This is a genomic window from [Leptolyngbya] sp. PCC 7376 (assembly GCF_000316605.1).
Classification (GTDB): Bacteria; Cyanobacteriota; Cyanobacteriia; order Cyanobacteriales; family MRBY01; genus MRBY01.
In genome coordinates this window covers 2,977,753-2,999,118 of record NC_019683.1, presented here as the reverse complement: position 1 = coordinate 2,999,118, position 21,366 = coordinate 2,977,753, and the positions used below count along the sequence as shown (strand labels likewise).

At 43.3% G+C, this 21,366-nt stretch carries 26 protein-coding genes, 2 tRNA genes and 1 pseudogene; 6 read left to right on the top strand and 23 right to left on the bottom strand.

The window, feature by feature from the left end; genetic code table 11:
* Positions 1-118: 118 nt before the first annotated feature.
* The 3 genes from rpmA to LEPTO7376_RS13420 all read right to left on the bottom strand — a co-directional run bounded on the left by rpmA (position 119) and on the right by LEPTO7376_RS13420 (position 1,912).
* On the bottom strand, positions 119-385 hold the full coding sequence (rpmA, locus tag LEPTO7376_RS13430) for a 50S ribosomal protein L27 (protein ID WP_015134716.1): 267 nt from the start codon (positions 383-385) through the stop codon (positions 119-121).
* 72 nt (positions 386-457) lie between these two features.
* Entirely contained in the window at positions 458-808 is a 351-nt protein-coding gene (rplU, locus tag LEPTO7376_RS13425) for a 50S ribosomal protein L21 (RefSeq protein WP_015134715.1), read from the bottom strand.
* Positions 809-982: 174 nt separating this feature from the next.
* A complete protein-coding gene (locus tag LEPTO7376_RS13420; RefSeq protein ID WP_015134714.1) occupies positions 983-1,912 on the bottom strand; it encodes an L-lactate dehydrogenase in 930 nt (309 codons plus the stop codon).
* 179 nt (positions 1,913-2,091) lie between these two features.
* On the opposite strand from LEPTO7376_RS13420, the gene LEPTO7376_RS13415 reads away from it, so the two are divergent.
* The 3 genes and pseudogenes from LEPTO7376_RS13415 to LEPTO7376_RS26815 form a co-directional block, all read left to right on the top strand.
* Positions 2,092-2,730, top strand: a complete 639-nt coding sequence (locus LEPTO7376_RS13415; RefSeq protein ID WP_015134713.1) for a type II CAAX prenyl endopeptidase Rce1 family protein — start codon at positions 2,092-2,094, stop codon at positions 2,728-2,730.
* A gap of 222 nt (positions 2,731-2,952) precedes the next feature.
* The gene (locus tag LEPTO7376_RS28405) at positions 2,953-3,078 is read left to right on the top strand and encodes a hypothetical protein (RefSeq protein ID WP_264308896.1); all 126 of its coding nucleotides are present in this window, start codon (positions 2,953-2,955) and stop codon (positions 3,076-3,078) included.
* A 112-nt stretch (positions 3,079-3,190) separates the two neighbouring features.
* Positions 3,191-3,408, top strand: a pseudogene (locus LEPTO7376_RS26815) (transposase); the annotation flags it as partial.
* Positions 3,409-3,417: 9 nt separating this feature from the next.
* Here the strand turns inward: LEPTO7376_RS26815 and lexA are convergent.
* From lexA to LEPTO7376_RS13350, 14 genes are all read right to left on the bottom strand, one after another.
* Positions 3,418-4,026 (bottom strand): transcriptional repressor LexA, encoded by a 609-nt coding sequence (gene lexA, locus LEPTO7376_RS13410; protein WP_015134712.1) that lies wholly within the window; start codon positions 4,024-4,026, stop codon positions 3,418-3,420.
* Between the two features lie 413 nt (positions 4,027-4,439).
* The gene (locus LEPTO7376_RS13405; RefSeq protein ID WP_015134711.1) at positions 4,440-5,855 is read right to left on the bottom strand and encodes a folate/biopterin family MFS transporter; all 1,416 of its coding nucleotides are present in this window, start codon (positions 5,853-5,855) and stop codon (positions 4,440-4,442) included.
* Positions 5,856-5,921: 66 nt separating this feature from the next.
* Positions 5,922-6,554 (bottom strand): transaldolase family protein, encoded by a 633-nt coding sequence (locus tag LEPTO7376_RS13400; RefSeq protein ID WP_015134710.1) that lies wholly within the window; start codon positions 6,552-6,554, stop codon positions 5,922-5,924.
* Positions 6,555-6,730: 176 nt separating this feature from the next.
* On the bottom strand, positions 6,731-7,144 hold the full coding sequence (gene psb27, locus LEPTO7376_RS13395; protein ID WP_015134709.1) for a photosystem II protein Psb27: 414 nt from the start codon (positions 7,142-7,144) through the stop codon (positions 6,731-6,733).
* A gap of 88 nt (positions 7,145-7,232) precedes the next feature.
* Positions 7,233-8,237 (bottom strand): YdcF family protein, encoded by a 1,005-nt coding sequence (locus LEPTO7376_RS13390; protein ID WP_216700242.1) that lies wholly within the window; start codon positions 8,235-8,237, stop codon positions 7,233-7,235.
* 149 nt (positions 8,238-8,386) lie between these two features.
* Positions 8,387-8,854, bottom strand: coding sequence for an aspartate 1-decarboxylase (gene panD, locus LEPTO7376_RS13385; RefSeq protein ID WP_015134707.1), 468 nt, complete (start codon positions 8,852-8,854; stop codon positions 8,387-8,389).
* A gap of 67 nt (positions 8,855-8,921) precedes the next feature.
* Positions 8,922-9,551, bottom strand: coding sequence for an imidazole glycerol phosphate synthase subunit HisH (gene hisH / locus LEPTO7376_RS13380; protein ID WP_015134706.1), 630 nt, complete (start codon positions 9,549-9,551; stop codon positions 8,922-8,924).
* A gap of 78 nt (positions 9,552-9,629) precedes the next feature.
* Complete coding sequence (locus tag LEPTO7376_RS13375) at positions 9,630-10,196, bottom strand: DUF4340 domain-containing protein (RefSeq protein WP_015134705.1); 567 nt, start codon at positions 10,194-10,196, stop codon at positions 9,630-9,632.
* Positions 10,196-10,660 (bottom strand): type II 3-dehydroquinate dehydratase, encoded by a 465-nt coding sequence (gene aroQ / locus LEPTO7376_RS13370; RefSeq protein WP_015134704.1) that lies wholly within the window; start codon positions 10,658-10,660, stop codon positions 10,196-10,198. Before aroQ ends, LEPTO7376_RS13375 begins: the two co-directional genes overlap by 1 nt.
* Positions 10,661-10,722: 62 nt before the next feature.
* A complete protein-coding gene (locus LEPTO7376_RS26810) occupies positions 10,723-10,866 on the bottom strand; it encodes a hypothetical protein (protein WP_015134703.1) in 144 nt (47 codons plus the stop codon).
* A 201-nt stretch (positions 10,867-11,067) separates the two neighbouring features.
* Positions 11,068-12,327, bottom strand: coding sequence for a competence/damage-inducible protein A (locus LEPTO7376_RS13365; protein ID WP_015134702.1), 1,260 nt, complete (start codon positions 12,325-12,327; stop codon positions 11,068-11,070).
* Between the two features lie 63 nt (positions 12,328-12,390).
* Positions 12,391-12,463: transfer RNA gene (locus LEPTO7376_RS13360), tRNA-Thr, on the bottom strand.
* Between the two features lie 58 nt (positions 12,464-12,521).
* Positions 12,522-13,166: a response regulator transcription factor gene (locus tag LEPTO7376_RS13355; protein ID WP_015134701.1), complete on the bottom strand. Its 645-nt coding sequence runs from the start codon at positions 13,164-13,166 to the stop codon at positions 12,522-12,524.
* Between the two features lie 98 nt (positions 13,167-13,264).
* A complete protein-coding gene (locus tag LEPTO7376_RS13350; protein WP_015134700.1) occupies positions 13,265-13,672 on the bottom strand; it encodes a ferredoxin in 408 nt (135 codons plus the stop codon).
* Between the two features lie 140 nt (positions 13,673-13,812).
* Here LEPTO7376_RS13350 and LEPTO7376_RS13345 point away from each other — a divergent pair, with 140 nt between their 5' ends.
* A complete protein-coding gene (locus tag LEPTO7376_RS13345; RefSeq protein WP_015134699.1) occupies positions 13,813-14,553 on the top strand; it encodes a DUF561 domain-containing protein in 741 nt (246 codons plus the stop codon).
* Positions 14,554-14,776: 223 nt separating this feature from the next.
* Here LEPTO7376_RS13345 and LEPTO7376_RS13340 read toward each other — a convergent pair whose 3' ends face one another.
* The 5 genes from LEPTO7376_RS13340 to LEPTO7376_RS13315 all read right to left on the bottom strand — a co-directional run bounded on the left by LEPTO7376_RS13340 (position 14,777) and on the right by LEPTO7376_RS13315 (position 17,921).
* On the bottom strand, positions 14,777-14,965 hold the full coding sequence (locus tag LEPTO7376_RS13340; RefSeq protein WP_015134698.1) for a hypothetical protein: 189 nt from the start codon (positions 14,963-14,965) through the stop codon (positions 14,777-14,779).
* Between the two features lie 230 nt (positions 14,966-15,195).
* The gene (hisF, locus tag LEPTO7376_RS13335) at positions 15,196-15,969 is read right to left on the bottom strand and encodes an imidazole glycerol phosphate synthase subunit HisF (RefSeq protein WP_015134697.1); all 774 of its coding nucleotides are present in this window, start codon (positions 15,967-15,969) and stop codon (positions 15,196-15,198) included.
* Between the two features lie 102 nt (positions 15,970-16,071).
* On the bottom strand, positions 16,072-16,671 hold the full coding sequence (locus LEPTO7376_RS23605) for a LexA family transcriptional regulator (protein ID WP_015134696.1): 600 nt from the start codon (positions 16,669-16,671) through the stop codon (positions 16,072-16,074).
* A gap of 319 nt (positions 16,672-16,990) precedes the next feature.
* Positions 16,991-17,716 carry a ribonuclease PH gene (gene rph / locus LEPTO7376_RS13320; protein WP_015134694.1) on the bottom strand — a complete coding sequence of 242 codons (726 nt, stop codon included), beginning with the start codon at positions 17,714-17,716 and terminating at the stop codon, positions 16,991-16,993.
* 133 nt (positions 17,717-17,849) lie between these two features.
* A tRNA-Lys gene (locus tag LEPTO7376_RS13315) sits at positions 17,850-17,921 on the bottom strand.
* Between the two features lie 278 nt (positions 17,922-18,199).
* On the opposite strand from LEPTO7376_RS13315, the gene clpS reads away from it, so the two are divergent.
* Positions 18,200-18,493: an ATP-dependent Clp protease adapter ClpS gene (clpS, locus tag LEPTO7376_RS13310; RefSeq protein ID WP_015134693.1), complete on the top strand. Its 294-nt coding sequence runs from the start codon at positions 18,200-18,202 to the stop codon at positions 18,491-18,493.
* Positions 18,494-18,784, top strand: a complete 291-nt coding sequence (locus tag LEPTO7376_RS13305) for a DUF2103 domain-containing protein (RefSeq protein ID WP_015134692.1) — start codon at positions 18,494-18,496, stop codon at positions 18,782-18,784. It abuts the gene before it with no gap.
* A gap of 8 nt (positions 18,785-18,792) precedes the next feature.
* Here LEPTO7376_RS13305 and LEPTO7376_RS13300 read toward each other — a convergent pair whose 3' ends face one another.
* Entirely contained in the window at positions 18,793-21,042 is a 2,250-nt protein-coding gene (locus LEPTO7376_RS13300) for an ATP-dependent helicase (protein WP_015134691.1), read from the bottom strand.
* Between the last annotated feature and the right edge of the window lie 324 nt (positions 21,043-21,366).

Below are 21,366 nucleotides of genomic sequence, written 5' to 3'. Positions count from 1 at the left end.
TGGATAAAAAATCTAACTAGAAAATAAAAAAAGAAAGCCCAAAATTTTGAGCTTTCCTAGTATAGACGGCGAGGATTATTTCCCCAACCATTCAAATTGTTTTAAAACCAGATAAAACTTATGCAGTAGCATCAGCGGGGTAAACACTGACTTTGCGACGACCACGCTTGTAGTGTTCAAACTTCACAACACCATCGATGAGTGCGAAGAGAGTGTCGTCGTTACCGCGACCAACATTGTTACCGGGGTGAACTTTAGTGCCACGCTGACGGATGATGATGCAGCCAGTAGTGACAGCTTCGCCGCCATAACGTTTTACGCCGAGGCGTTGGGCGCGTGAGTCACGACCATTACGAGTACTACCCGTACCTTTCTTATGTGCCATGGTTAATTCTCCTAAATTCTGAACGTCGTAAAAATAATTTTAACGGTTAGTTGTAAGAAAAACGGTTAGAAATTAAGCTTCTGCGGGCTTTTCTGCAACGACTGTGCCACCTACTTTGATCGAGTCGATCATGAAGCGAGTGTAGTACTGACGATGACCACGCTTCTTACGAGTCTTTTTCTTGGGAAGCATCTTGTAAACGATTACTTTCTTCGCGCGGCGTTGATCAACAACTGTGCCTTCAACTGTTGCGCCGTCGATGAAAGGTTGACCAACAGTAACGCCATTGTCGTCGCTCACGAGGAGAACTTTATCAATGGTGTAGTTGCCATCAACTTCAACGTCAATCTTCTCGATATCGTAGAAGCGACCGGGTTCGACGCGGATTTGCTTACCGCCAGTCTCAATAATTGCGTAACTCATTTGAATATTATTTTGTATAGGTTGCCGTACAGGTAGTAATTCTTCGTTTTTGCAAATCTGAGGAATTACATTTTATGTGTCACCTGATCCGAGCAGGATATTGCAGACACAATCATCAATAATAGTTTTTCTTTCTAGCTTCGTCAACCAAATTTTTGATTGGATTGGTGAGGTCTAAGGGGTGAGGGAGGCGATCGCCTGTTTGATCACGTCAGCGGAGTGGTCGAGGGCTGCTTTTTCGGTAGGGTCAACGGCTGGCTCAAGAACGGTTTCAGCACCATTAATACTGACAATTGTGGGCAGAGAAATAGCTAAGTCTCGATAGCCAAACATACCGTTTTGGACTCTAGATACGGTCAAAATGCGGCGATCGCCCCGGAGAATCCATTTCACCAAAGTTGCAGTGACTAAGCCGATAGCGTGATTAGTGACACCTTTTCTCTGAATAATTTCGTAGGCCGCGGTGCGCACCTCAGTTGCAACATGTTCCTCTTTTTCTGTCGTCCAATCAGGCCAACTTCTGAGGTCTGTGCCACCAAGAGTCGCACTAGACCAGAGAACAACCTCCGAGTCACCATGTTCTCCAGCTACCTGGGCATGAATTGAGCGAGGTTCAATGTTTAATTCACGCCCTAAAATGTTCCGAAGTCGTGCTGTATCGAGCATAGTGCCTGTGCCAAGAACTCTAGTTATCGGTAGGCCAGAAGCTTGTTGAAAGACATAAGTCAGAACATCCACAGGATTACTGACAATAATGATGATGCCTTTATAATCCACAAATTCTGAGGCGATCGCCCGCATAATTGCCGCATTGTCCCGGAGTAAATCGAGGCGTGATTCTGTTGGAGAGCCATTGCGTCCTGCTGTAATGATGACGGCATCAGTTTTTTGGAGCTCTGATAAAGTCTCCACCTGCTGCACCGTTGCGGTGGGATAAAACGAAGAGCCATGAGCTAAATCCATTGCTTCGCCGAGAGCGCGGCTGGTGTTTTTATCATGAAGTAATAATTTTCTCGTAACGCCGGATGTCAACAGAGAAATGGCTACACTTGCGCCAACAGAACCTGTTCCGACAATACCTATCGATGTTTCAGAAAAAGCCATATCTTGATCGTCGAAAAACTCGTCTTCTGCATCTTAATTCGATCTTCTAGAAATGACCTCTCAAACATCTATTCTTAAACTCTTAAATATCTCCTCTTAATGACATCTTTATTGATGGTGGCAATCTCTAAAATCAAAGGTCTACGATTCCAACTTACCCAATCTAATTCCAAAGATTAATGACAAATTCATTGAAAGAAATAGGATTTTTGATCAAATCTCGTCTAATTAATTCTTGTTTGACTCTACCAAAAATCAATGACTGGATATGGGTTGTGATACTTCTATTTATTCTTGCTTTTATCACTATCCCTCTGGGTTTTAAGCTGAAATTCCTAAAGGTTGAGTTCCCTCAAATTCCTAAGATGCTTGTTTGTGGAATGATTCTAACGACTTTGTTTTTTCCTGCCATAGCAGAAGAGATCTTTTTTCGTGGATTGCTATTACCCCATAAAGTTGAATTGGCATCCCTTACAAATCAATTAATTTCTGGGAGTATAAGTTTAATCTTATTTATTGTTTATCATCCACTGAATGCCTTTCTTTTCGTAAAAAATGCGAGAGAAACATTTAGTGATTTTGTTTTTCTTCTCTCAGCAACATTTTTGGCGATCGCCTGTAGTTTTATTTATTTGAAAAGTGGCTGTATTTATCCATCGATAATAATTCACTGGATATTCGTAATAGTTTGGCTTCTCGGTTTAGGTGGTTATCAAAAAAACACAAGAATTCTTTATAAAAATAGAGGCTTCTATAAAATCAGAAAAAACAATATCACTTCAATGAAAATTATATTTTTGAGAGTTTTAAATGAATAATTTTATGGCAGTATACAGCAAATTTCGGTCTAGTAGAGTATAAAGAAATAGAAATATATTGAGTTACCAAAAGGAGAAGATAGCCTTGCCGAAAGCTTACTTATTAGACTTGAGACAAAAAATCATGGATGCCTATGAAAGAGGAGATGGTAGTCAACCCTTGCGAAGGATGAGAGACAGTCTCAAAAAAAACTTTATCCAGACCGTAAGGCTATAACACGAGTGCAACAAGCCAGGGTTGACTGTTGGCAGAAAGTGAAAAAGATTACGGCAAAAGACTTTATTGTTATCGATGAATCGGGTGTGAACTTAGCGATGGTAAGGCGGAAGGCACGTTCAGAGAAATGAAAGTGCGCCTACAGCCCAAAACCGAGCAAAAAAGAAAAGAATGGTTCTCTTATTGGAGCATTAGGCGTGAAGGATATGCTTGCAACTTCTCCTTTGTTAACGTGAGTTCGGATTGGCAAAGAAGCATTGCGAGGTGGTCATTCCTTCCACGAAAAAGCGGAAACCGCCTTACCCTTATGACCAAGAGGTTTACAAAAGCTCGCCATTTAATCGAAAACTTCTTTGCCAAACTTGAAGTAATATCGTGGGAAAGCCACTCGTTATGACAGGACAGCAAGAAATTTCCTAGGGGCAATTTATCTTGCCGCTTCTGTCATCTTGCTTAATTGAGGACACACCCTAGCCGTAATTTCGCCACACACCGATCAAAACACCCTGTATCTGCACATCTGTCGGGTTTGTTTTGATCGGTTGATAATTAGAATTTGCAGGCTTCAGCAAAATACAGTCTTCTTCGCGGTGAAAATGCTTGAGGGTCGTACCATAGCCATCTACCCTTGCCGCCACAATGGCGCCGTTTTTCACTCGTTCCGGCTCTAGAACTTTTTCCATAATTGCGAAATCGCCTTCCGCAATAAAATCTTCGATCATACTATCGCCCGTCACCCGAAGAGCGTAGCAATTGGGGTTATCTAAACCGGCTAACGTCAACTGATCAGATTGATCATCAGTGAAAGGTTCGACTAAACCACCCGCTGCAATACTACCCAGGATCTGAACGCCTTTATTTTGAGGTGGGTACAAAATCTTGATCGTGCGTGCTTGTCCATCAATCCAGTCAATATATTTTTTCTTCCGTAGACGCTCGAGACGACTCTGAATCGGAGCGGGGGATTTGAGTTTCATTGCAGCCATCATCTCTCGGATCGACGGAGAATGCTGGTTGTCGCGAATATATTGGACTAACCAATCGTGTAATTCTTTTTGGGCTTTTGTAAGTTTTTCCATGATCTCTTGCCGTGGCGATCGCCTAAGATAAAACTCAGAACATCGGTACTAGATTAATCATGCCATGAAATTTGATAAAAACGTATGAACTGACGAAAGTTTGTACTAAATTGCTGATTTTAGTGGGCTATTTTCAATAAATGAAATATCGATTTACCTTTAGAACTTACTCAAATCAATAACGCTAGCATCCATATTAATGTCAGCTCAACCAATAAAGAGACATTGAGGATATATCCCGAAAGCATTGATATACAAAGCTCTCAGAGATAAGCAAACAAGATTTTTTTAGAACCCCGAATATTTATTTATCCTCTTTTCATAGAGTGATAGCGTCATGATCTTTGGTTTAGAGCTAGGCGATCGCCCAACTCCTCAAGCTAGAAGAAATTCATCCAAGATGATGAAAATTATTAGTTTTTTGACTGACTACCAATTAAATCAGGTTCAACTGTTGGTAATAAAGCTGCTTCTGTTCCCGTAATATTTGTGCGACGCTCATACAATTCTGCTGGCTGAGAATGCCGAGGCAAATCTGCTTGGGGGTCACCAGCAGGCAACCATTTCACGAAAATCAACGGTAATAGCGTCGTTAAGTTAGTGATTGTGACGAGCAGCCACATATGCTCAAAATTCGTTTCTGTCACTCCGAGCCATGCCGTGAGCAAGCCACCCAATTCATGGGACAGCAAACCCGCAAGATTCCAAATTGACATCAAAAGGGCAAACATTGTTGCCTCTACTCCTTCCGGACAAAGCCGTGCCGAAAGAACAAGGACAGGCATAAACGCAATTTGACCTGTCATGGTCAGCACCAAATTATCGCCCAGACTAAACCAGCGATCATCAATGCCAAGGGAACGGTTCGCGTGGGTCACCAAAATTAAAGTAGTGAAGCCCAAAACACACGAAATGATAGTACTCCAACCCAAAATATTGCGGAAGGAAACTTGCTTAAGATATTTCTGATAGACACCAATACCAACAAGGGCAGCAATGCTTGTAACAAGACGGACACGCCCTAAAAATTCGGGGTTAAACTCCAGTTCATTCGTCGCGAAAAAGAAAAATGCAGAGTCGGCACTAGGAGTTGCTTGCCACAAAAAGACAAACGCTGTCGGTAATAGAATGGCCTTTTGGCGCATCGTATTCCATAAAATTTTGATCTGGCCGCCAATATTTGAGGTCGTGGCTTTAATAGATGCCGATGGGCAAGGCTGCTCCACAATCAATAGGGCGATCGCCGATACGATGAGTGGAAAACAAGCCGTAATCCCAAAGACCACACGCGTACTAAATTGCTCCAATAACCAGCCACTCAAATAAGCAGTAACGAGACTACCCACGGCGGAAAATGCCCAAGTTAATGATTGCAGCGAACCAACTCGATCCAGGGATTCTTCCCGTGCGCGCTCCACAACAACCGAGTCCACAATGACATCACTAATTGCCACAGACAATGAACTCAATACAATCATTGCCGCTGCAAGCCAAGCTTTATCCACAAAAGTGGCCATGGCAAACCATGCAAAGCAGCCCATTAATCCTGAAATAACCAAGTAGGATCTACGGCGGTAACCAAATAAGGGAAACCCGTCCGACAAAAATCCGAATAAAGGCTTGATCACCCAAGGGAAAGCGGCTAAACCAGTGAGGGCAGCAACCTTTGCTGGGGTTAAATTGAGGTCATCTTTGAGGAAAAAACTAACAGCAAGGCGAGATAAATTGAGAATGCCCTGGACAAAATACACCGTCAAAATTGCAAACAATTCTGGTGTGACCCGCTGCCCAAATAATTCGATCTTGTCTAGCTTTTTCAAAAAACTCATTAACGACGATTCAAGTAAAGTTTTGTAAATACTTACTCCAGTATAGTCAAGACTCCTATGAACGGCTTAGATTATCCCTTTGCCAGAGGCAGTAAAGTCTTTAATGGTTTGTTCTGAAAGGCTGTGGGTCGTTATGGCTTGAAGTAATGCAAAAGGAATTGTGATGTGATCGGCACCAGCAAGCATAGCAGCACCAATTTCAGCAGGGGATTTGAGACTCGCCGCCAAAATTGTCGTGTTACTCCCAGTCAATATTGCTTTCATTTCACTCACGAGACTACAGCCATCTCCTTGTAATCTTGTCGCTCGGTTAACATAGGCAATCGCATATTTTGCGCCTCCCTCAGCCGCAATCAAAGCTTGGGTTGGATGATAAATCGCTGTAACGGAACAGCTTATTTCTGATGAAAGTTTTGGGAGCGCGGCAAATCCAGTAAATGTCGCTGGAATTTTAAGCACAAGTTTGTCGCCAATTAAATCTTTTGCTTTGTGAGCTTCGCGGATCATGTCGTCTTCGGTTTGGCTGACGAGCTGATAGTACAATTCGCCATCGGTGATGCTAGCCAAAGTTTTTAGGGTTGTTGCAGGGTCAGTGTCGCTTTTTGCAAGTAAGGTCGGATTGGTTGTAATACCATTGACCCATCCCCATGACATGGCTTGTGATGCTTCGGTGGCGATCGCCGAATCTAAATAAATCATGGCCTGTCTCCCGTAAACCAAATTTCCCTGAATTTTACTTGGATTTCTGCCATTTTCCCTAGGGCAATGCAATAAAAAAACCTCTCAGTTTTCACTGAAAGGTCGTCGCTTAATTACTGAAATTTCTCAATCTGAAATTGTTAGTAATTTATTTAGTAAACAATTAGGGCGATCACCTAGATACCACGCTTAACTGCAATATTGACACTCTTAAACTCTTTGTCTAAACGAGTCTTGAGCTTTTTCGAAATAGGACGATTGCCATAGGAACTGTAATAACCAGCAAGTGCATTAAGAGCAGTTTGCATTGTGGTAAAAGAGCGGAGTCCAGAAACCTTACTATCACGACGATAGCGGGACATATATTCATTCATCTGTTGGCGAGCCTCTGCCTGAACTTCACCGCGATTCTCCGCATCAGCAGGGAGTTCGATCGCCGCAGTCAAATTCTCAACCACCAATAATGTGTCATCAACATACTTGCCAGTTAGACCAGTAGCAGATTCGCCACCACAAGCCGTGAGACCTCCAAAACTAACCACAACGACTAGGGCAAGTGCCACAAGGCGCGACAAAATCCGTCTTAGCATAATCTTTATTTAAAATATAAATAGCACTTTTATGAAACAGGTTTTATCCTACCGCGAAATCCCAGTTTTTGTAGGAGAGGCAAGGAAATCACCCCGTATAAAAACCGAAGTCTAAACTGATCCAACCCCGCAAGAAATAGTAGATTGTGCCAAATAAATCCTCAAATACTTTTGTCGTTACAGTTAGCGCATTGATAGACGGAATCAAGTCTGTTGGTTGAAATTTTGGTTTTAAATCCTCGTTATCACCTGCTATGCCATAAAAATTTGTTGGCCTGGGAATGACATTCATTTCTAACTTTTTAAACGTTAAATAGCTACGGCCCATATTGATTGCCGAAGTCACCAGCATCACTTCCTGTGGCTGTAATTCTCGCTCTTGCAATATTTTCAAACTATTGACAGCACTAGTATGAATATTTGGACTTCTCGGATCTTGAATAATCGCAGCTTCGGGTACGCCTTGCCGTTCGAGAAAGGTTTCGATACTTTGGGTTTCCAGTCGCAGTTTTTCTTCACCAGAAAGATTTTCTCTGACGCCTGCACTCACAATGACACTGGGGTTATTACGAGCTTGCTCTCGATAAAGTTGGGCGGTATAGAGGAGGCGATCGCCGCGATCTGTCAACTGAATATCACCACCACCAGGTAAATTAATACGCGTCGTATTTTGTCCAAGGAGAATTATGGCGCGCACCTGCTTATTTAAATCTTCTTTTGCGGCGACAGCACTACCATTTTCGTAAAATTTGACGATCTGCTGACTCACAATTGGCGTACTAAATAGCAGCAGCAGCGCAAAGGCAAAGGACAACCAAATTTTTAAAAGCTTCTCTTCCGATTTACGAAAAATACTGATTAAGGCTGCCAATAATAAACAAAGGGCTAAACTGAGGGGCTTAAACGGGAAAATAAAAAATTGCCATACTGGCTCTGGAATCTTTTGGGCAGGATCATAAAATGCCAAAATCATCAGGCTGAGCAGCACAGCACCACCAAAAGCTGCAAATAAACTTTTGGGAATGAATTTTAGGAATAGCCAGTAAATGATGTAGCCAGCCGCGAGCCACAGTAAAACTCGGATGAGGAGCAAGATCATACAGTTAGAAAAAAGGCGATCGCCTAAAAGTCCGTCTACATTATCTAATTAGATCTCGAAAAGCAGGTGATTTTGCCCTGAAATTATTCGGTATTCGCTGATCTATCTTAATTTCAGAAGACTATACACTTAATTTCAGGAGACTACACGGCGGATAGCGGGGGAATCGTCATCATTGGCTCAACCGAATCCTGATCTGTCACTGTCAAATTCATGCCAATCCCACCATCACGCTCTAAGCGTTGCTCAAAAAAGGTTTCACAGCCATTCTGTTCATCGGCAATAATAACCTTTGCACAATGACCATTCTCTAAAACTTCGGCTCGGTCTTTCATTTCATAGGCTGCAACAATGAGGCGATCGCCCAGTTCACAAAGATGAGCTGCTGCTCCATTCAGACAAACCACTCCACTTCCCGCATCACCTGGCAATACGTAAGTTGTTAAACGATTACCATTTTCGAGATTCCAGATGTGGACTTCTTCCAACGGTAAAATTCCCACCTGCTCAATTAGGGTGCGATCAATCGTGATACTGCCAACATATTCCAGCTTTGCCTCTGTGACCCGTAAATGATGCAATTTCGCGTGCATGAGTTTGATCTGAGCCATAGCCAAGGAAATATGAGGTGTAAGGAATTCGTCTTGTGTCGTTAAGGGGCAGATTGAGTCTGCTGCTTTAAGCGCTTTTTTTTACCCAATCAACAAAGTTTGCCAAAATTTTCAGACCGATATCAGAAGACTTTTCGGGGTGAAACTGCATTGCCATAAGATTATCTTTGGCGATCGCCGCAGTTACGGTTTGGGAGCCGTGGGTTACTGTCGCGGCATTAACCTCTGAATTGCTAGGTTGCACATAAAACGAGTGCACAAAATAAACATACGGATCAATCGCTAAATCTTGCCAAAGTGGCAAATCCTTTTGCACAACCTCAAGTTGATTCCATCCCATATGGGGAATCGTGATGCCAACTTCTGGCTGAAAACGCTTCACTTTACCGGGAATCACACCTAAACCTTTTTCCGTACCTTCTTCTGAAGCTTCAAACAAAATTTGCAGTCCCAAGCAAATCCCTAAAAATGGCTTACCACTCTGAACGGCTTGATGGATAGGTTCTTCGAGGTGGCGATCGCGAATATGTTGCATCGCAGGGTCAAAAGCACCAACACCGGGTAATAAAACAGCATCCGCTCCTAGAAGAACATCTGCTTGATCAGTAACAATGGTGGTCGCTCCAGCATTCTCTAATCCTTTACAGGCAGAGTGGAGATTCCCCATATCGTAATCAACGACTGCGATTTTAACCATTTGACTGTACTAGCTGCAAAAACGTTAAACATACAATAGTGGCTGTGCGATGTCGAATTCCCTCAGGGAACAATCCACTTAACTCAAAATTTCGGCGATCGTCTCAGGCTCTAACCACTCATGCAATTGACGATCTATAGCCTCTAGGAATGTCAAGGATAAGACACGCACCTCTAGGTTTCCATCTACACGGACATAAACCTTAGATTGATCATAATTGCTATGGCCAAAAGCTAAATTGTGCACCGAGCCATTATTAAACCTTAAAACCACTGAGGCAAAAGGATTGTCTAAACCATATTCCGCAAGATTTTCTGCTTGGACAGCAAAAGATTTCCCAGATTGATGATTCGTGAGTAAGCTGATGAGCTGCTGAACTTTAATTCGACTAACAGGAGCCGACTGAGGTGTAGTCATCCGCCAAGTAGCATCAGAAGAAACACTTTGCCGCTCAAAATCGAGAGTCTCACCTTGTACAAAAATCGTAAAACCAATTAATTGCATCTCCGCAACACTGAGCAAAGGTGGAAAATCAACTGACTCAGTAACAGATGGCGACAAAAAATGACCAAAGGCAAGTGCAAACCCACCACAAACAGCTGCAATAACTAAAAGAATCAATGTCCGACGCTGCAATCCCGCCATTATTTACTATATTCCATCCTTTCCTGTGCTTGAAGGTGAGTCACTAATGCTCTTAAACCCAACAAATAACTATCTTTGCCAAAACCACAAATCTGCCCAATAGCAATAGGCGCGATATACGAGTGATGGCGAAATGCTTCACGTTTGTGGATGTTACTCAGGTGAACTTCCACCGTGGGTATTCCAACAGCACTAATAGCGTCACGTAGAGCCACACTCGTATGGGTATAGGCTGCAGGATTAATCAGTATTCCTTGAACCTTTCCAAAAGACTGCTGAATACAATCAACCAACTCCCCTTCATGATTTGATTGGAATGTATCCAACACAATACCAAGGTTTTCAGCTTCTGCAAGGAGCTGTTGATTTATTTGATCAAGGCTCAAGGAACCATATATGTCTGGCTCTCTGATCCCTAACATATTTAGGTTGGGACCATGAATTGCAAGTATTTTAAACTGCACCAACTAATCCCCAACCTACATTTAGAAAACTTACTTTCCAAAGTTTGTCTCAAAGACGAAACTTAGTAATGACGACGGCGGTGGCGATCATTTACAGGAATGGGAATCAACTCAGGCTCGGGTTCTGCAATAGGACCAAGAAGAGTTTCAATGACTTTATCAGCCCACTCTTTGAGTTTTTCTAGAACTTTTTCGATATAACCCATCTAAAAGAAAACTCCTGTTATCACTATGTACTCCGACGTCTATCTAATCACAGATTAAAGTCTTTCAGAGCACGTTGTCTTTATAGATATATTAAGAATAGCACAACTTTTTAGGAGCGAGGGATGCAGAGTGAGGGATAACCGCCATTTACGTATCGTTTTGTGCTGTTATTTGAAGTTTTTAGTTTTTCTTTATATTGCTTAATTTTGGGTTGTCAATAATTGACGGCGCAGGCCATCAAGGGCATCACAGGCACTTAGATATCGAATTAGATCTCGCGCCCTATTTTCGCCATAGTAAAAGGTTTTGCTGGTGACTTGTGCCTTGGGGTCTGCCCAAGCAATACAGACCATGCCTACTGGCTTGTCGGTATCATCACTTTTTGGACCCGCTATACCGCTGATGGCGATCGCCCAATCTGTTTGCAGATATTTTTTCGCGCCTAATGCCATTTGTTCAGCGACGGTTTCACTCACTGCCCCAACAGTTTCAATGTCTTCAGCTTTTACACCTAATAAATCTTGTTTAATGCGGTTTTGATAGGAGATTACTCCACCCATAAAATAGCTGGAAGCTCCAGAAATACTGGTGATCATTGCCCCGAGTCCACCAGCGGTACAGGATTCGGCAACACTCAATGTTTGTTGGCGATCGCCTAACAACTCACCTAATACACTGGCCAAACTATCGTCATCGGAGCCAAAGTAATGTAGCCCGGCGATCGCCTTGATTTCGTCTACCACAGGTGCAATTAGCTGCTTGGCGGTTTCAACCGAATCTGCTTTTGCCGACACCCGTAATTTCACTTCGCCTTTAGAAGCATAAGGAGCAACAGTCGGATTTTCTTGCTCAAATAAATGATGTACTTTGCTCGCGAGGGTAGATTCACCGATGCCACGAAACCGCATCATTTCGCTATGGATAATCGACTGTCCCCAACCCTGAGATTTCAAAAAAGGAACAGCCGTATCCTGCCACATTCGATGCATCTCGTAGGGCACGCCAGGAAAAGTAAAAATTGTGAGATTCGCCTGCGGTTGCCAAATAATACCGGGGGCAGTGCCAATGGGGTTGGGGAGGATATCTGCACCCTTTGGAAGCAATGCCTGCCTGCGATTGCTGTCCACCATCGTGCGACCTCGCTTTGCAAATTTTGCCTCGATATCAGCAACAATCTCTGGCTGCTCGATAAGCTCCGTATCAAAATAAGTGGCGATCGCCTCAGTGGTCAGATCATCTGGCGTTGGCCCTAATCCACCTGTAAAAATTAAAATTTCAGACTCACGGGCGATCGCAATATCAATTAGAGAATGAATACGCTGGATATTATCTCCAACAACCGACTGAAAAAAATGCGGAATCCCTAGCTCCGCCAGTTCTCGCGCCAAAAAACGACTGTTGCTATTGACAATATCGCCCAGCAAAATTTCTGTGCCGACACAAATAATCTCTGCCGCCATTAATCTATCTCCATCAAGTCATAAAACCTGAACTTCACTGCCTTTTATTCTAGGCACTAAAAAAGCCCACAACAGGACTTGAACCTGCGACCGGCTGATTACAAATCAGCTGCTCTACCAACTGAGCTACGTGGGCGTTCGGTGTTTTCACCGGAAACAACTATAGCAAACCCTTACCGTGTTTTGTCAAGTATCTAAACTAATCCGTTATCCATTGCCCATCTAGCAAGCTCTGTACGGTTATTTAAATTAGTCTTGTTAAGCATGTTTGAAACATGACTCTCAATGGTGCGTTGACTGACATTGAGCTTTTCGGAAATTTCCCGATTAGACAATCCTTGAGACACGAAACTGACGACCTTTGTTTCAGTGGGAGTAAGCTCAACATTGCTCGGAACTTGGAGCATCGAAGATTTATTACCACTACCGGAATAGCTCAACATCCGTTTGGCTTGACTGAGAGAAGACTCAACCTGGGCAACAAGTTCTTCTGGCTCAAAAGGTTTCACAAGGTATACATCAGCTCCTTGGTTCAAACCTTGAATACGGTCTTGAATCTGACTTTTTGCGGAGAGAAAAATAACTGGAATCCAACTGGTCTTGGCATTTTTACGGACTTCTTGAATAAAAGAGTAGCCATCCATTTCAGGCATCATGACATCACAAATAATGAGATCTGGAACGTCTTCTTCAAGCGCTTTTAGGCCTTCGGCACCGTTGTTGGCAGTCATAATTTGATAACCCCGAAATTCGAGATAATCTTGCACTAAAAGGATGAGATTTGGATCATCATCGATTAGAAGCAGCTTGGTGGTCTGGGGGTTCAGGGAATCGCTCATACTTGAAAGGGTTCTGCAATGTTAATCAAATCTTAGCAACCAAATCTCGTGCTCTATATAAAAAAGTGTCAAAGTTTGTTCTTCAACTTTGTAAAGTTTTAGGGTTGAGGTAGGGGATATTCCGCAATGACATACTCTCTCACAGGGCGATCGCCGAGCAGATGTTCTTGAATAATCCGTTCGATGAGTGCCGGAGAAGCATTGCGATACCAAACCCCATCAGGGTAGATCACGAGAACTGGGCCTTGATTACAAACCCTGAGACAATTCGCCTTTGTCCGGAAAATGTGGGGAGATTCTGTGGATACACGATCTAATTCCAACTCCTTGAGACGTGTTTTCAAGTAGTTCCAGGCCTCAATACTGGCAGCTTTATCACAACATTTCGGTTTGGTTTGATCTGCACAAATAAACACATGGCGATCAATTTGTGAAATTCCTAAGTTGTCAACACAATTTTTTAAAGTTTCATCGCATTGCTCTGGGGGACGTTCGATATCAGTCATCGGCTTATTTTCGTTAGACTCTGCAAATTAAATTATTGATGGGACTAATTTTACTGAAGTCAGCGCTTTGAACACAGTGCTATGAACATTGGGAGATAAACTATAAAGGACTCAAAATATTTAGTACATATTTAGATCTTATGGATGTCATGCTAAAAAATGCCTTTGCTCAACGTCGGGCATTAAAAGTAATTAGTGGTCTCAAAAATTTGGACACTGACAATGTTCTCGCTGTGGTGAAGGCGGCGGAGATGGGTGGTGCAACGTTTGTGGATATTGCGGCGGATGCAGAATTAATTCGCCAAGTAAAAGAAACCATTTCTTTGCTTGTTTGTGTATCTGCGGTTGATGCTCAGGTTTTAAAAGATGCGGTTGATGCTGGTGCGGATCTCGTTGAAATCGGTAATTTTGATGCGTTCTATGAAGAAGGCCGTCGCTTTGAAGCAGAAGAAGTTCTAGCTCTTACAAAAGAAACTCGCGCTCTACTTCCCAACGTCACGCTGTCTGTCACAGTGCCTCACATTTTGGCATTAGATGAGCAAGTTGCTCTCGCAGAGGCTCTGGTTACTGCTGGTGCTGACATTATTCAAACTGAAGGTGGTAAAGCGAGTCACCCCATCAGTGCCGGTACGCTCGGCTTGATCGAAAAGGCGGCTCCTACTCTTGCGGCAGCCCATGCGATCGCCCGTGCAGTTGATGTGCCTGTCATGTGTGCGTCTGGTCTCTCTGATGTCACGGCTCCTATGGCGATCGCCGCAGGTGCAATGGGTATCGGTGTTGGCTCTGCAATCAATAAGCTCAACGATCCTTTGGCAATGGTCGCAGCCGTACGCAAATTAGTAGAAGCTCTCGAAACTTCCTCAGTAAAAGCCCAGCGCTAGTAATTTAGTTCTTTTTCTCAGCTGGCTATATTGCAAGGTTTAGCCGCATAATAAATTCCGGTAATGTGGAGATCTTTTCATCAAAGAGACCCACATTTTTTTGTTGCGTTCGAACGAAGGGAATCTCCTCGCAACAATATCCCAAGGGATTCACTTAAAAAATAATCAAAATAAAATTTCTGACATGAAAAGTTGATTCAGAAATAATTAGTCGGGCGAAGAACTAGGTGAGTAATAGTTTACTAAGGCAATGGTTCATGAGGAAATAAACAACCATCATTCCCGCAGCTGCGGCTGCCACTAGGGTTCCAGCCAACATTAGAGAGAACTCCTGTTGATCAAATGCTTGCTGCATGAGGTGGAGCGACCACGCCACAAGAGCGACATTGAATATGAGAATCGGAACCAGCATATTTTAATTTTTGTTAATTGATGTTTATTCTAGTACATCTTTCCCCACATCTTGGTGGATCGTTCAGGGTATCTTAAGATTTGCCAAGATATTCTGTATTGCTTAATTCCTAAGGATTACGGAGAAATCGATGTCTACACTGCCTCGAAATGAACAATCATTGTTTTTTGTCAAGCCCAGCTAGCAGAAAAATATTCTTTTACAAACTTATTTAAGGAAGTCTCCATTATTTAGCGGTTGGGGCGAACTGGAACTTTGTGTTGTTGTAAGTAAGTTTTGATTTCGGCAACGGTAAGTTGTCCGTAGTGCAAGAGTGAAGCGAGTAGGGCTGCTTCTGCTTTGCCATCGGTGAGGGCTTCATAAATGTGGTGGGTATTGCCTGCGCCACCAGACGCAATGACAGGGATTTCCACAGCATCGGCGATCGCCCGAGTGATTTCGAGGTCGTAGCCAGCTTGAGTGCCATCAGCATCCATACTTGTTACGAGCAATTCACCTGCGCCACGTTGCGCCATTTCTTTTGCCCATTCGAGCGCATCAATGCCTGTATTTTCACGACCACCCCGCACATAAACGTCCCAACCTGGATTTTCAGGGTCTTCACGACGACGCGCATCAATCGCCACAACAATGCACTGATTTCCAAATCGATCAGCAGCCTCATTAATAAAATCAGGATTACGCACTGCAGAGGAATTTATACTGACTTTATCTGCACCAGCCCGCAGGAGATTTTTGATTTGGTCTGTATTACTGATACCACCACCAACGGTCAAAGGAATAAAAACCTGTTCGGCAGTCCGATAAACGACATCAATAATCGTGCCGCGATCTTCGTGGGTCGCCGTAATGTCGAGAAAAACTAATTCATCTGCGCCTGCATCGTTATAAACCTTCGCCAACTCAACAGGATCGCCTGCATCTTTGAGATCTACGAAATTCACACCTTTAACAACCCGTCCAGCATTGACATCAAGGCAAGGCAAAATTCGTTTCGCGAGCATATTGTTTATTTCCCAAAATGACGGACAGTTTGAACTCGTATAAATATATCAAGGCTTGTTTCGGTGAACGTAACTTTGTTGATCTTAAAAGTCTAGGGTATTTTACAAGTTACGACGAATAACGGATTTGACGATTCCTGAGATATAAATCGAGCCTTCAGAGTACTTAATAGGAGGATAGTCCGGATTTTCGGAAGCTAATACAATCTGTCCATTTTCTCGCAGATATCGCTTCACTACATCCTCATCATTTATTGAGGCAATAACAATATCTCCTTCCTTAGGTCTTTCGAATAAAGGGTCTATTTTCTCGACAATCAACCAATCATCTTGATAGATACCAATACCAATCATTGAATCCCCAACAACTGGAAGAATCATCATATTTTCGGGTTTTGTGATCAGTTCTTCAAATAAATCAACTTCTTCATAATCACTTCCTCGCACTTCTCCCCCAGCACTAGATGTTCGATTACCACCGGCAGAAACTGCTGCGTTGTATTTGGGAAGTTTACGGAATCGAATAGAGAGTAATGCATCAATTAGAGCTTGACCACGTAGGCCTTCACCATGCCATAACTCCTCAATAGCATCCTCTAATGCATAGCGAATTGACTGTGGAACAGGAACTCTACAGGTTTTTTCCCCTGGCCCCCATTTGGGTTTACGACCAGATTTTTCTCGGAAACCACCACGTGACATAAAAAACCTCTTAAATTTGAATGCAAATGATCAAATAACGCAAATTAAAACCTTGAGTGTTGCTCGTGAAATTCAAAAGTAGGAATTTCCATCTTTTCTCCGTGGTTAAGTTGCAATAAAGCTGCAATCAAAAAGAATAGGATCCCAAGAAACTTTAGTACGACTTTTTCCGAACAGACTAAACTCAGCCCAATTTGCGAAGGCTCATTGTTTTTATTTTCCATAGTTTCTTTGTACTAAATAGCTAACACTTTCAATTTAGTACAAAACAACCATTATTTTCTTTGGGGTTTGAAAAAAGTCTAAAAATCAAACGCTTTTATTCAGAGCCATCAATCGCTAAGTTTTGCAGAGCTGTTAATTCTTGAATGCCTGTTTCAGCAACGTCAAGAATCTTGTTTAGTTCAGCCCGAGTATAACTGCCAGCTTCAGCAGTACCTTGGACTTCGATTAGATTTTTACCGTCAATCATCACTACATTAAAGTCGACATCTGCGGCAAAATCTTCGGGGTAATTTAAGTCGAGAAACGCTTCTCCTTCGATAATACCCACAGAAATCGCAGCGACTGGCGCAATAATTGGGGACTTTTCTAAGATGCCTTCTTTTACTAAACGGTCACAGGCGATCGCCACCCCGACAAAACCACCAGTAATCGACGTTGTGCGCGTTCCACCATCAGCCTGCATCACATCGGCATCAACTGTGATTGTTCTTTCGCCAAGCGCTTTGAGATCCACTGCGGCTCGTAAACTGCGGCCAATTAACCGCTGAATTTCTTGAGTACGTCCCGATAATTTCATGAATTCACGTCGCTGACGTTCAGGCGTTGCACCGGGCATCATCCGATACTCTGCCGTGAGCCAACCCTGCCCGCTATCTCGCAAAAAGGGTGGCACCCGATCCTCAACCGAAATCGTGCACAAAACCTTTGTATCGCCACAGGATGTCAGAACAGAGGCTTTGGCAAACTTTGTAAAATCCACCTCAAACTTGAAAGGACGAAGTTGATCAAAGGTGCGATTATCTGGACGTTGCCAAGCCATATTTTCAGCCGTCAGTGTAATTCAAAATTTTGACAACGCCATCATACCTGACTACATTCTCAACTATCTTCAGCATTATCCTAAAAATCAAAAAACCCGCAAAAACTTAATTTTGCAGGATTCTCTAAAAAAATGGGTCGTCAGAGATTCGAACTCTGGACCGATCGGTTAAAAGCCGAGTGCTCTACCGCTGAGCTAACGACCCGTTTGTGTTACTCAACACAGTTATACAATCTAGCATCGCTTTTTGAGAAACGCAACCCCAAATTCCAAATTAGTTATAAAACGTTTTCTAGCTCCGGCGATCGCCCAATTTGGAGATCCTGTGACGAGAACCGCGACTTGCCTTGTCATTTCAGAAGTAGCTCTTTAGAATATTGCTTAAGCATTACCATCATATAAATCGCTCAAAGCTTTGTAGAGAAAGCGATTTAACGACGTAATCTTAGATTTATTTTATTTTAATTATCACCAACATATCCCATGCCAACGGCTCCGACGATTACTCCAGAAAGCGCCAGTAAAACAATTCGCAAACCTTACCCAAATTTTAAGGTGATTGTTTTAAATGACGATGTGAATACGTTTCAGCACGTGGCAGAAAGCATCATGACCTATATCCCTAATATGACGAGCGATCGCGCGTGGGATTTAACAAATCAGGTGCATTTCGATGGACAAGCAACGGTTTGGGTCGGCCCCCAAGAACCAGCAGAGCTTTATCACCAACAGTTACGGCGAGCAGGTTTGACGATGGCTCCCCTAGAGGCTGCTTAAATGAGCCATTCTGATGAAGCAGGTCGTTTAGTCTGGAATCATTCAACCCATCTTGATGGCTTGATTCCAATTTTAAAAAAGCTGGTAGATTATCGCGGTATTCGCACGATTACGCCCGGTGCTCTCAGTCGAGCAAAAGGCAATATTCCCAAACTCAAACTCCGAATTTCTGTACCCCTCAGAGGGGGTTTTAAACTGATTGCTCGCAAAGGAAAATCAGTACAGGAAGTATTTATTGTCACTGAGCTATCGAAACCTGAACTCGAACAGGCGATCGCCACAGTCTTATAAACTAATAATCAGCAATGAGTGCGAATATGTTGCAGGGCACGACTCATTTCCTTTGCCTTGAGAGAACTCTTATTCGGTTGAAACACACTCCAAGAAAAAGCCGTTTCCTGAGCTGCCGATAACCATAACAACCGTTTCGCACGAGTCATCGCCACATAGAGCAACCGATACTCCTCTTCCTGCTTGAGTAATTGCGCTTCATTCCAAGCCCCCTTGGGATCGAGAAAAGCGGTTTCATCCGATGAGTCCTTCTCCTGTCGATGCACAAACTGCCGAATTTGCGCCCGCGCCACTTCCGCCAACGTATAATCTCCTAAAAATTTCGCGGCATTAGGCACCCAAGCTTCCCCAGAAATTTCGTCCTCATGGAGAAACGGCACAAACACATAATCCCAATCCAAGCCTTTCGCTTTGTGCATCGTCAGAATAGTCACCTGATTTTTGCGCGTATAAGCAGAGTCAGTGTCTTCATCAATATCTTTAAAGCCATCTCGCATCAGATTTTGCAGAATGCTGAGGGTTTGTTGTAGAGATTTTTTGTCGGTGACCTCTTGAGCAATGCGTTCGGATAATTTTTGAACCGTCGCCAATTCCGTACCGCTATAGTCGAGGGTCATCGCAAGGAAGGGAATCAGTTGATGATGCGGTAATTCCCAGCGGGCTTTTAGGAGGCGATCGCACAATGCACGAGCTTCGAGAATTTGCGGTTGGTCGGGTAAAGGATCGAGAGGAGATGGATAGAGAAATTTTTCGGGATAAGTGGCTAATCGACTAAGATCTTGAGTCGCAATTTGTTGGCGATCGCCCAAAACTTTGAGTGCATCTTGGAGACAATCTGGCGAATGGGGACGATCGAGAAACCGCAGAATTTGATAAATCTCAGCTGGAATTTGACTATTGTTATTGCCATCACGGGCTTCATAAACCTGAAATGAACTCTGTCGAAATCGCTCTTTGAGAATGTCCGCAATAAATTTGCCTTGGCGATGGCGGCGCACCAAAATTGCTGCATTATGTTCAGGGTTTTCAGTCAGTAATGCTTTGAGGCGATCGCCAATTAAATCGACCGTTTCATAAATATCTTCTGGCTGTAAAATCTCAACCCCTTGTCCCACAGGTTCAGGATTGGCATTCGGCTGGGGATCATCAGCGGCTACAGGCGCAATATTTTGCAAGCGATAGGCTCGGCGCTGCGGCGAAGATTCTTGGCCAGCCCAATTCAATAGCTGATTTGCTGCTTCGATAATTGGTGGACTTGAACGCCCAGCTTGTTGAATTTCGGCACAGTTCACCTGCTCACAAAAGCGATTGAAATAAAATGGATCAGCCGGCGTAAATGTAGAATTAATCGCCTGATTCGGATCACCCACCCGCACTAAATTTGTTTTTTCGGTTTGGCGATCGCCCGCCAAGAGAGTGAGCAATCGCTCCTGCAAGGGACTCGAATCCTGCGCCTCATCCTCAAAAACCCCATAAATTTGCGTTTGCCAAAGCTCCTGCAATTCCTCCACTTCCAGCACCCGCAAAGCCCCTAAAATCATGTCGTCATAATCAATCAAATTACGAATCGACATCAGCCCTTGATATTGCTCAAATAGCCCAGCCGCAATATCCATCACACTGTAGCGATCGCCGAGCTTTTCTCCCAAATACCACAAATCGGCGGGCTGTAAATTTGAGCTTTTTGCCTCGTGAATCACCGTCTGCGCCAACTGCGGCAAAATTTCTGTCCGTAACGCAAACTGTCGCCGTAACCGTTCTGTCTCCTCATCTTCCCGGCGATCGCCTTCGAGAAGCCGTTGAAATAGAGCCTCATTATCTTGAATCCAAATTTCAACAGCTTCCCTCACAACAGGATGATTAGCATGGGTGTGAGTTAAGGTTACTCGCTCTAGATCTAGCCCCGATACATCTGGATGGCGATTCGCAATCTGTAATGCAAGACCATGCAACGTTTGTACCGTAAAGCCAAGCACGGGTAGTCGCGCTTCTTTCAAATGGTCACAAATTTTTTGTTTAATACTACTCGCAGCAGATCGCGTAAAAGTCACAACTAAAAGTTGCTTTTGTTGATGTAACTGCTGCCGCGCTAAAGTCAGCACTGCAGCGATCGCCAAAGCATGAGATTTTCCAGAACCCGGCACTGCCGAAATAGCCATTGCCCCTGACTGCCATTGCGCCAATTCCACCTGCCCAGGCCGTAATCCTGCTGATAAATCTCGCAAATACCCTTGCTGACTCGAACTCAAGTGATCCATCTCAAGAAACAAAGTGATCCCCGACAGTGTTTTTTGTAGCTAAACAGACAATAAACGCCTTCAAAACATTTGCTTTTCTTATTAATTTAGACATAAAGCATTAGCAAAGATGCTAAATAAGAAATCATAATACGCTCTTTACCCTAACTTCCTTTCTTTAGCATCAAACCCTTGCCAATCAGGAAACTTAGCTTTTTTTAAAGATTGTGAAAGTAAAGGTCATAGACATTTTGTACTAGTGCAGCCGGGGATCGCCTAGTTTTCCACAGCAGGTTGTTAGGTTATAAAACTTAGGCCAAGAACAAATTTTTTAAATCAGTTGAC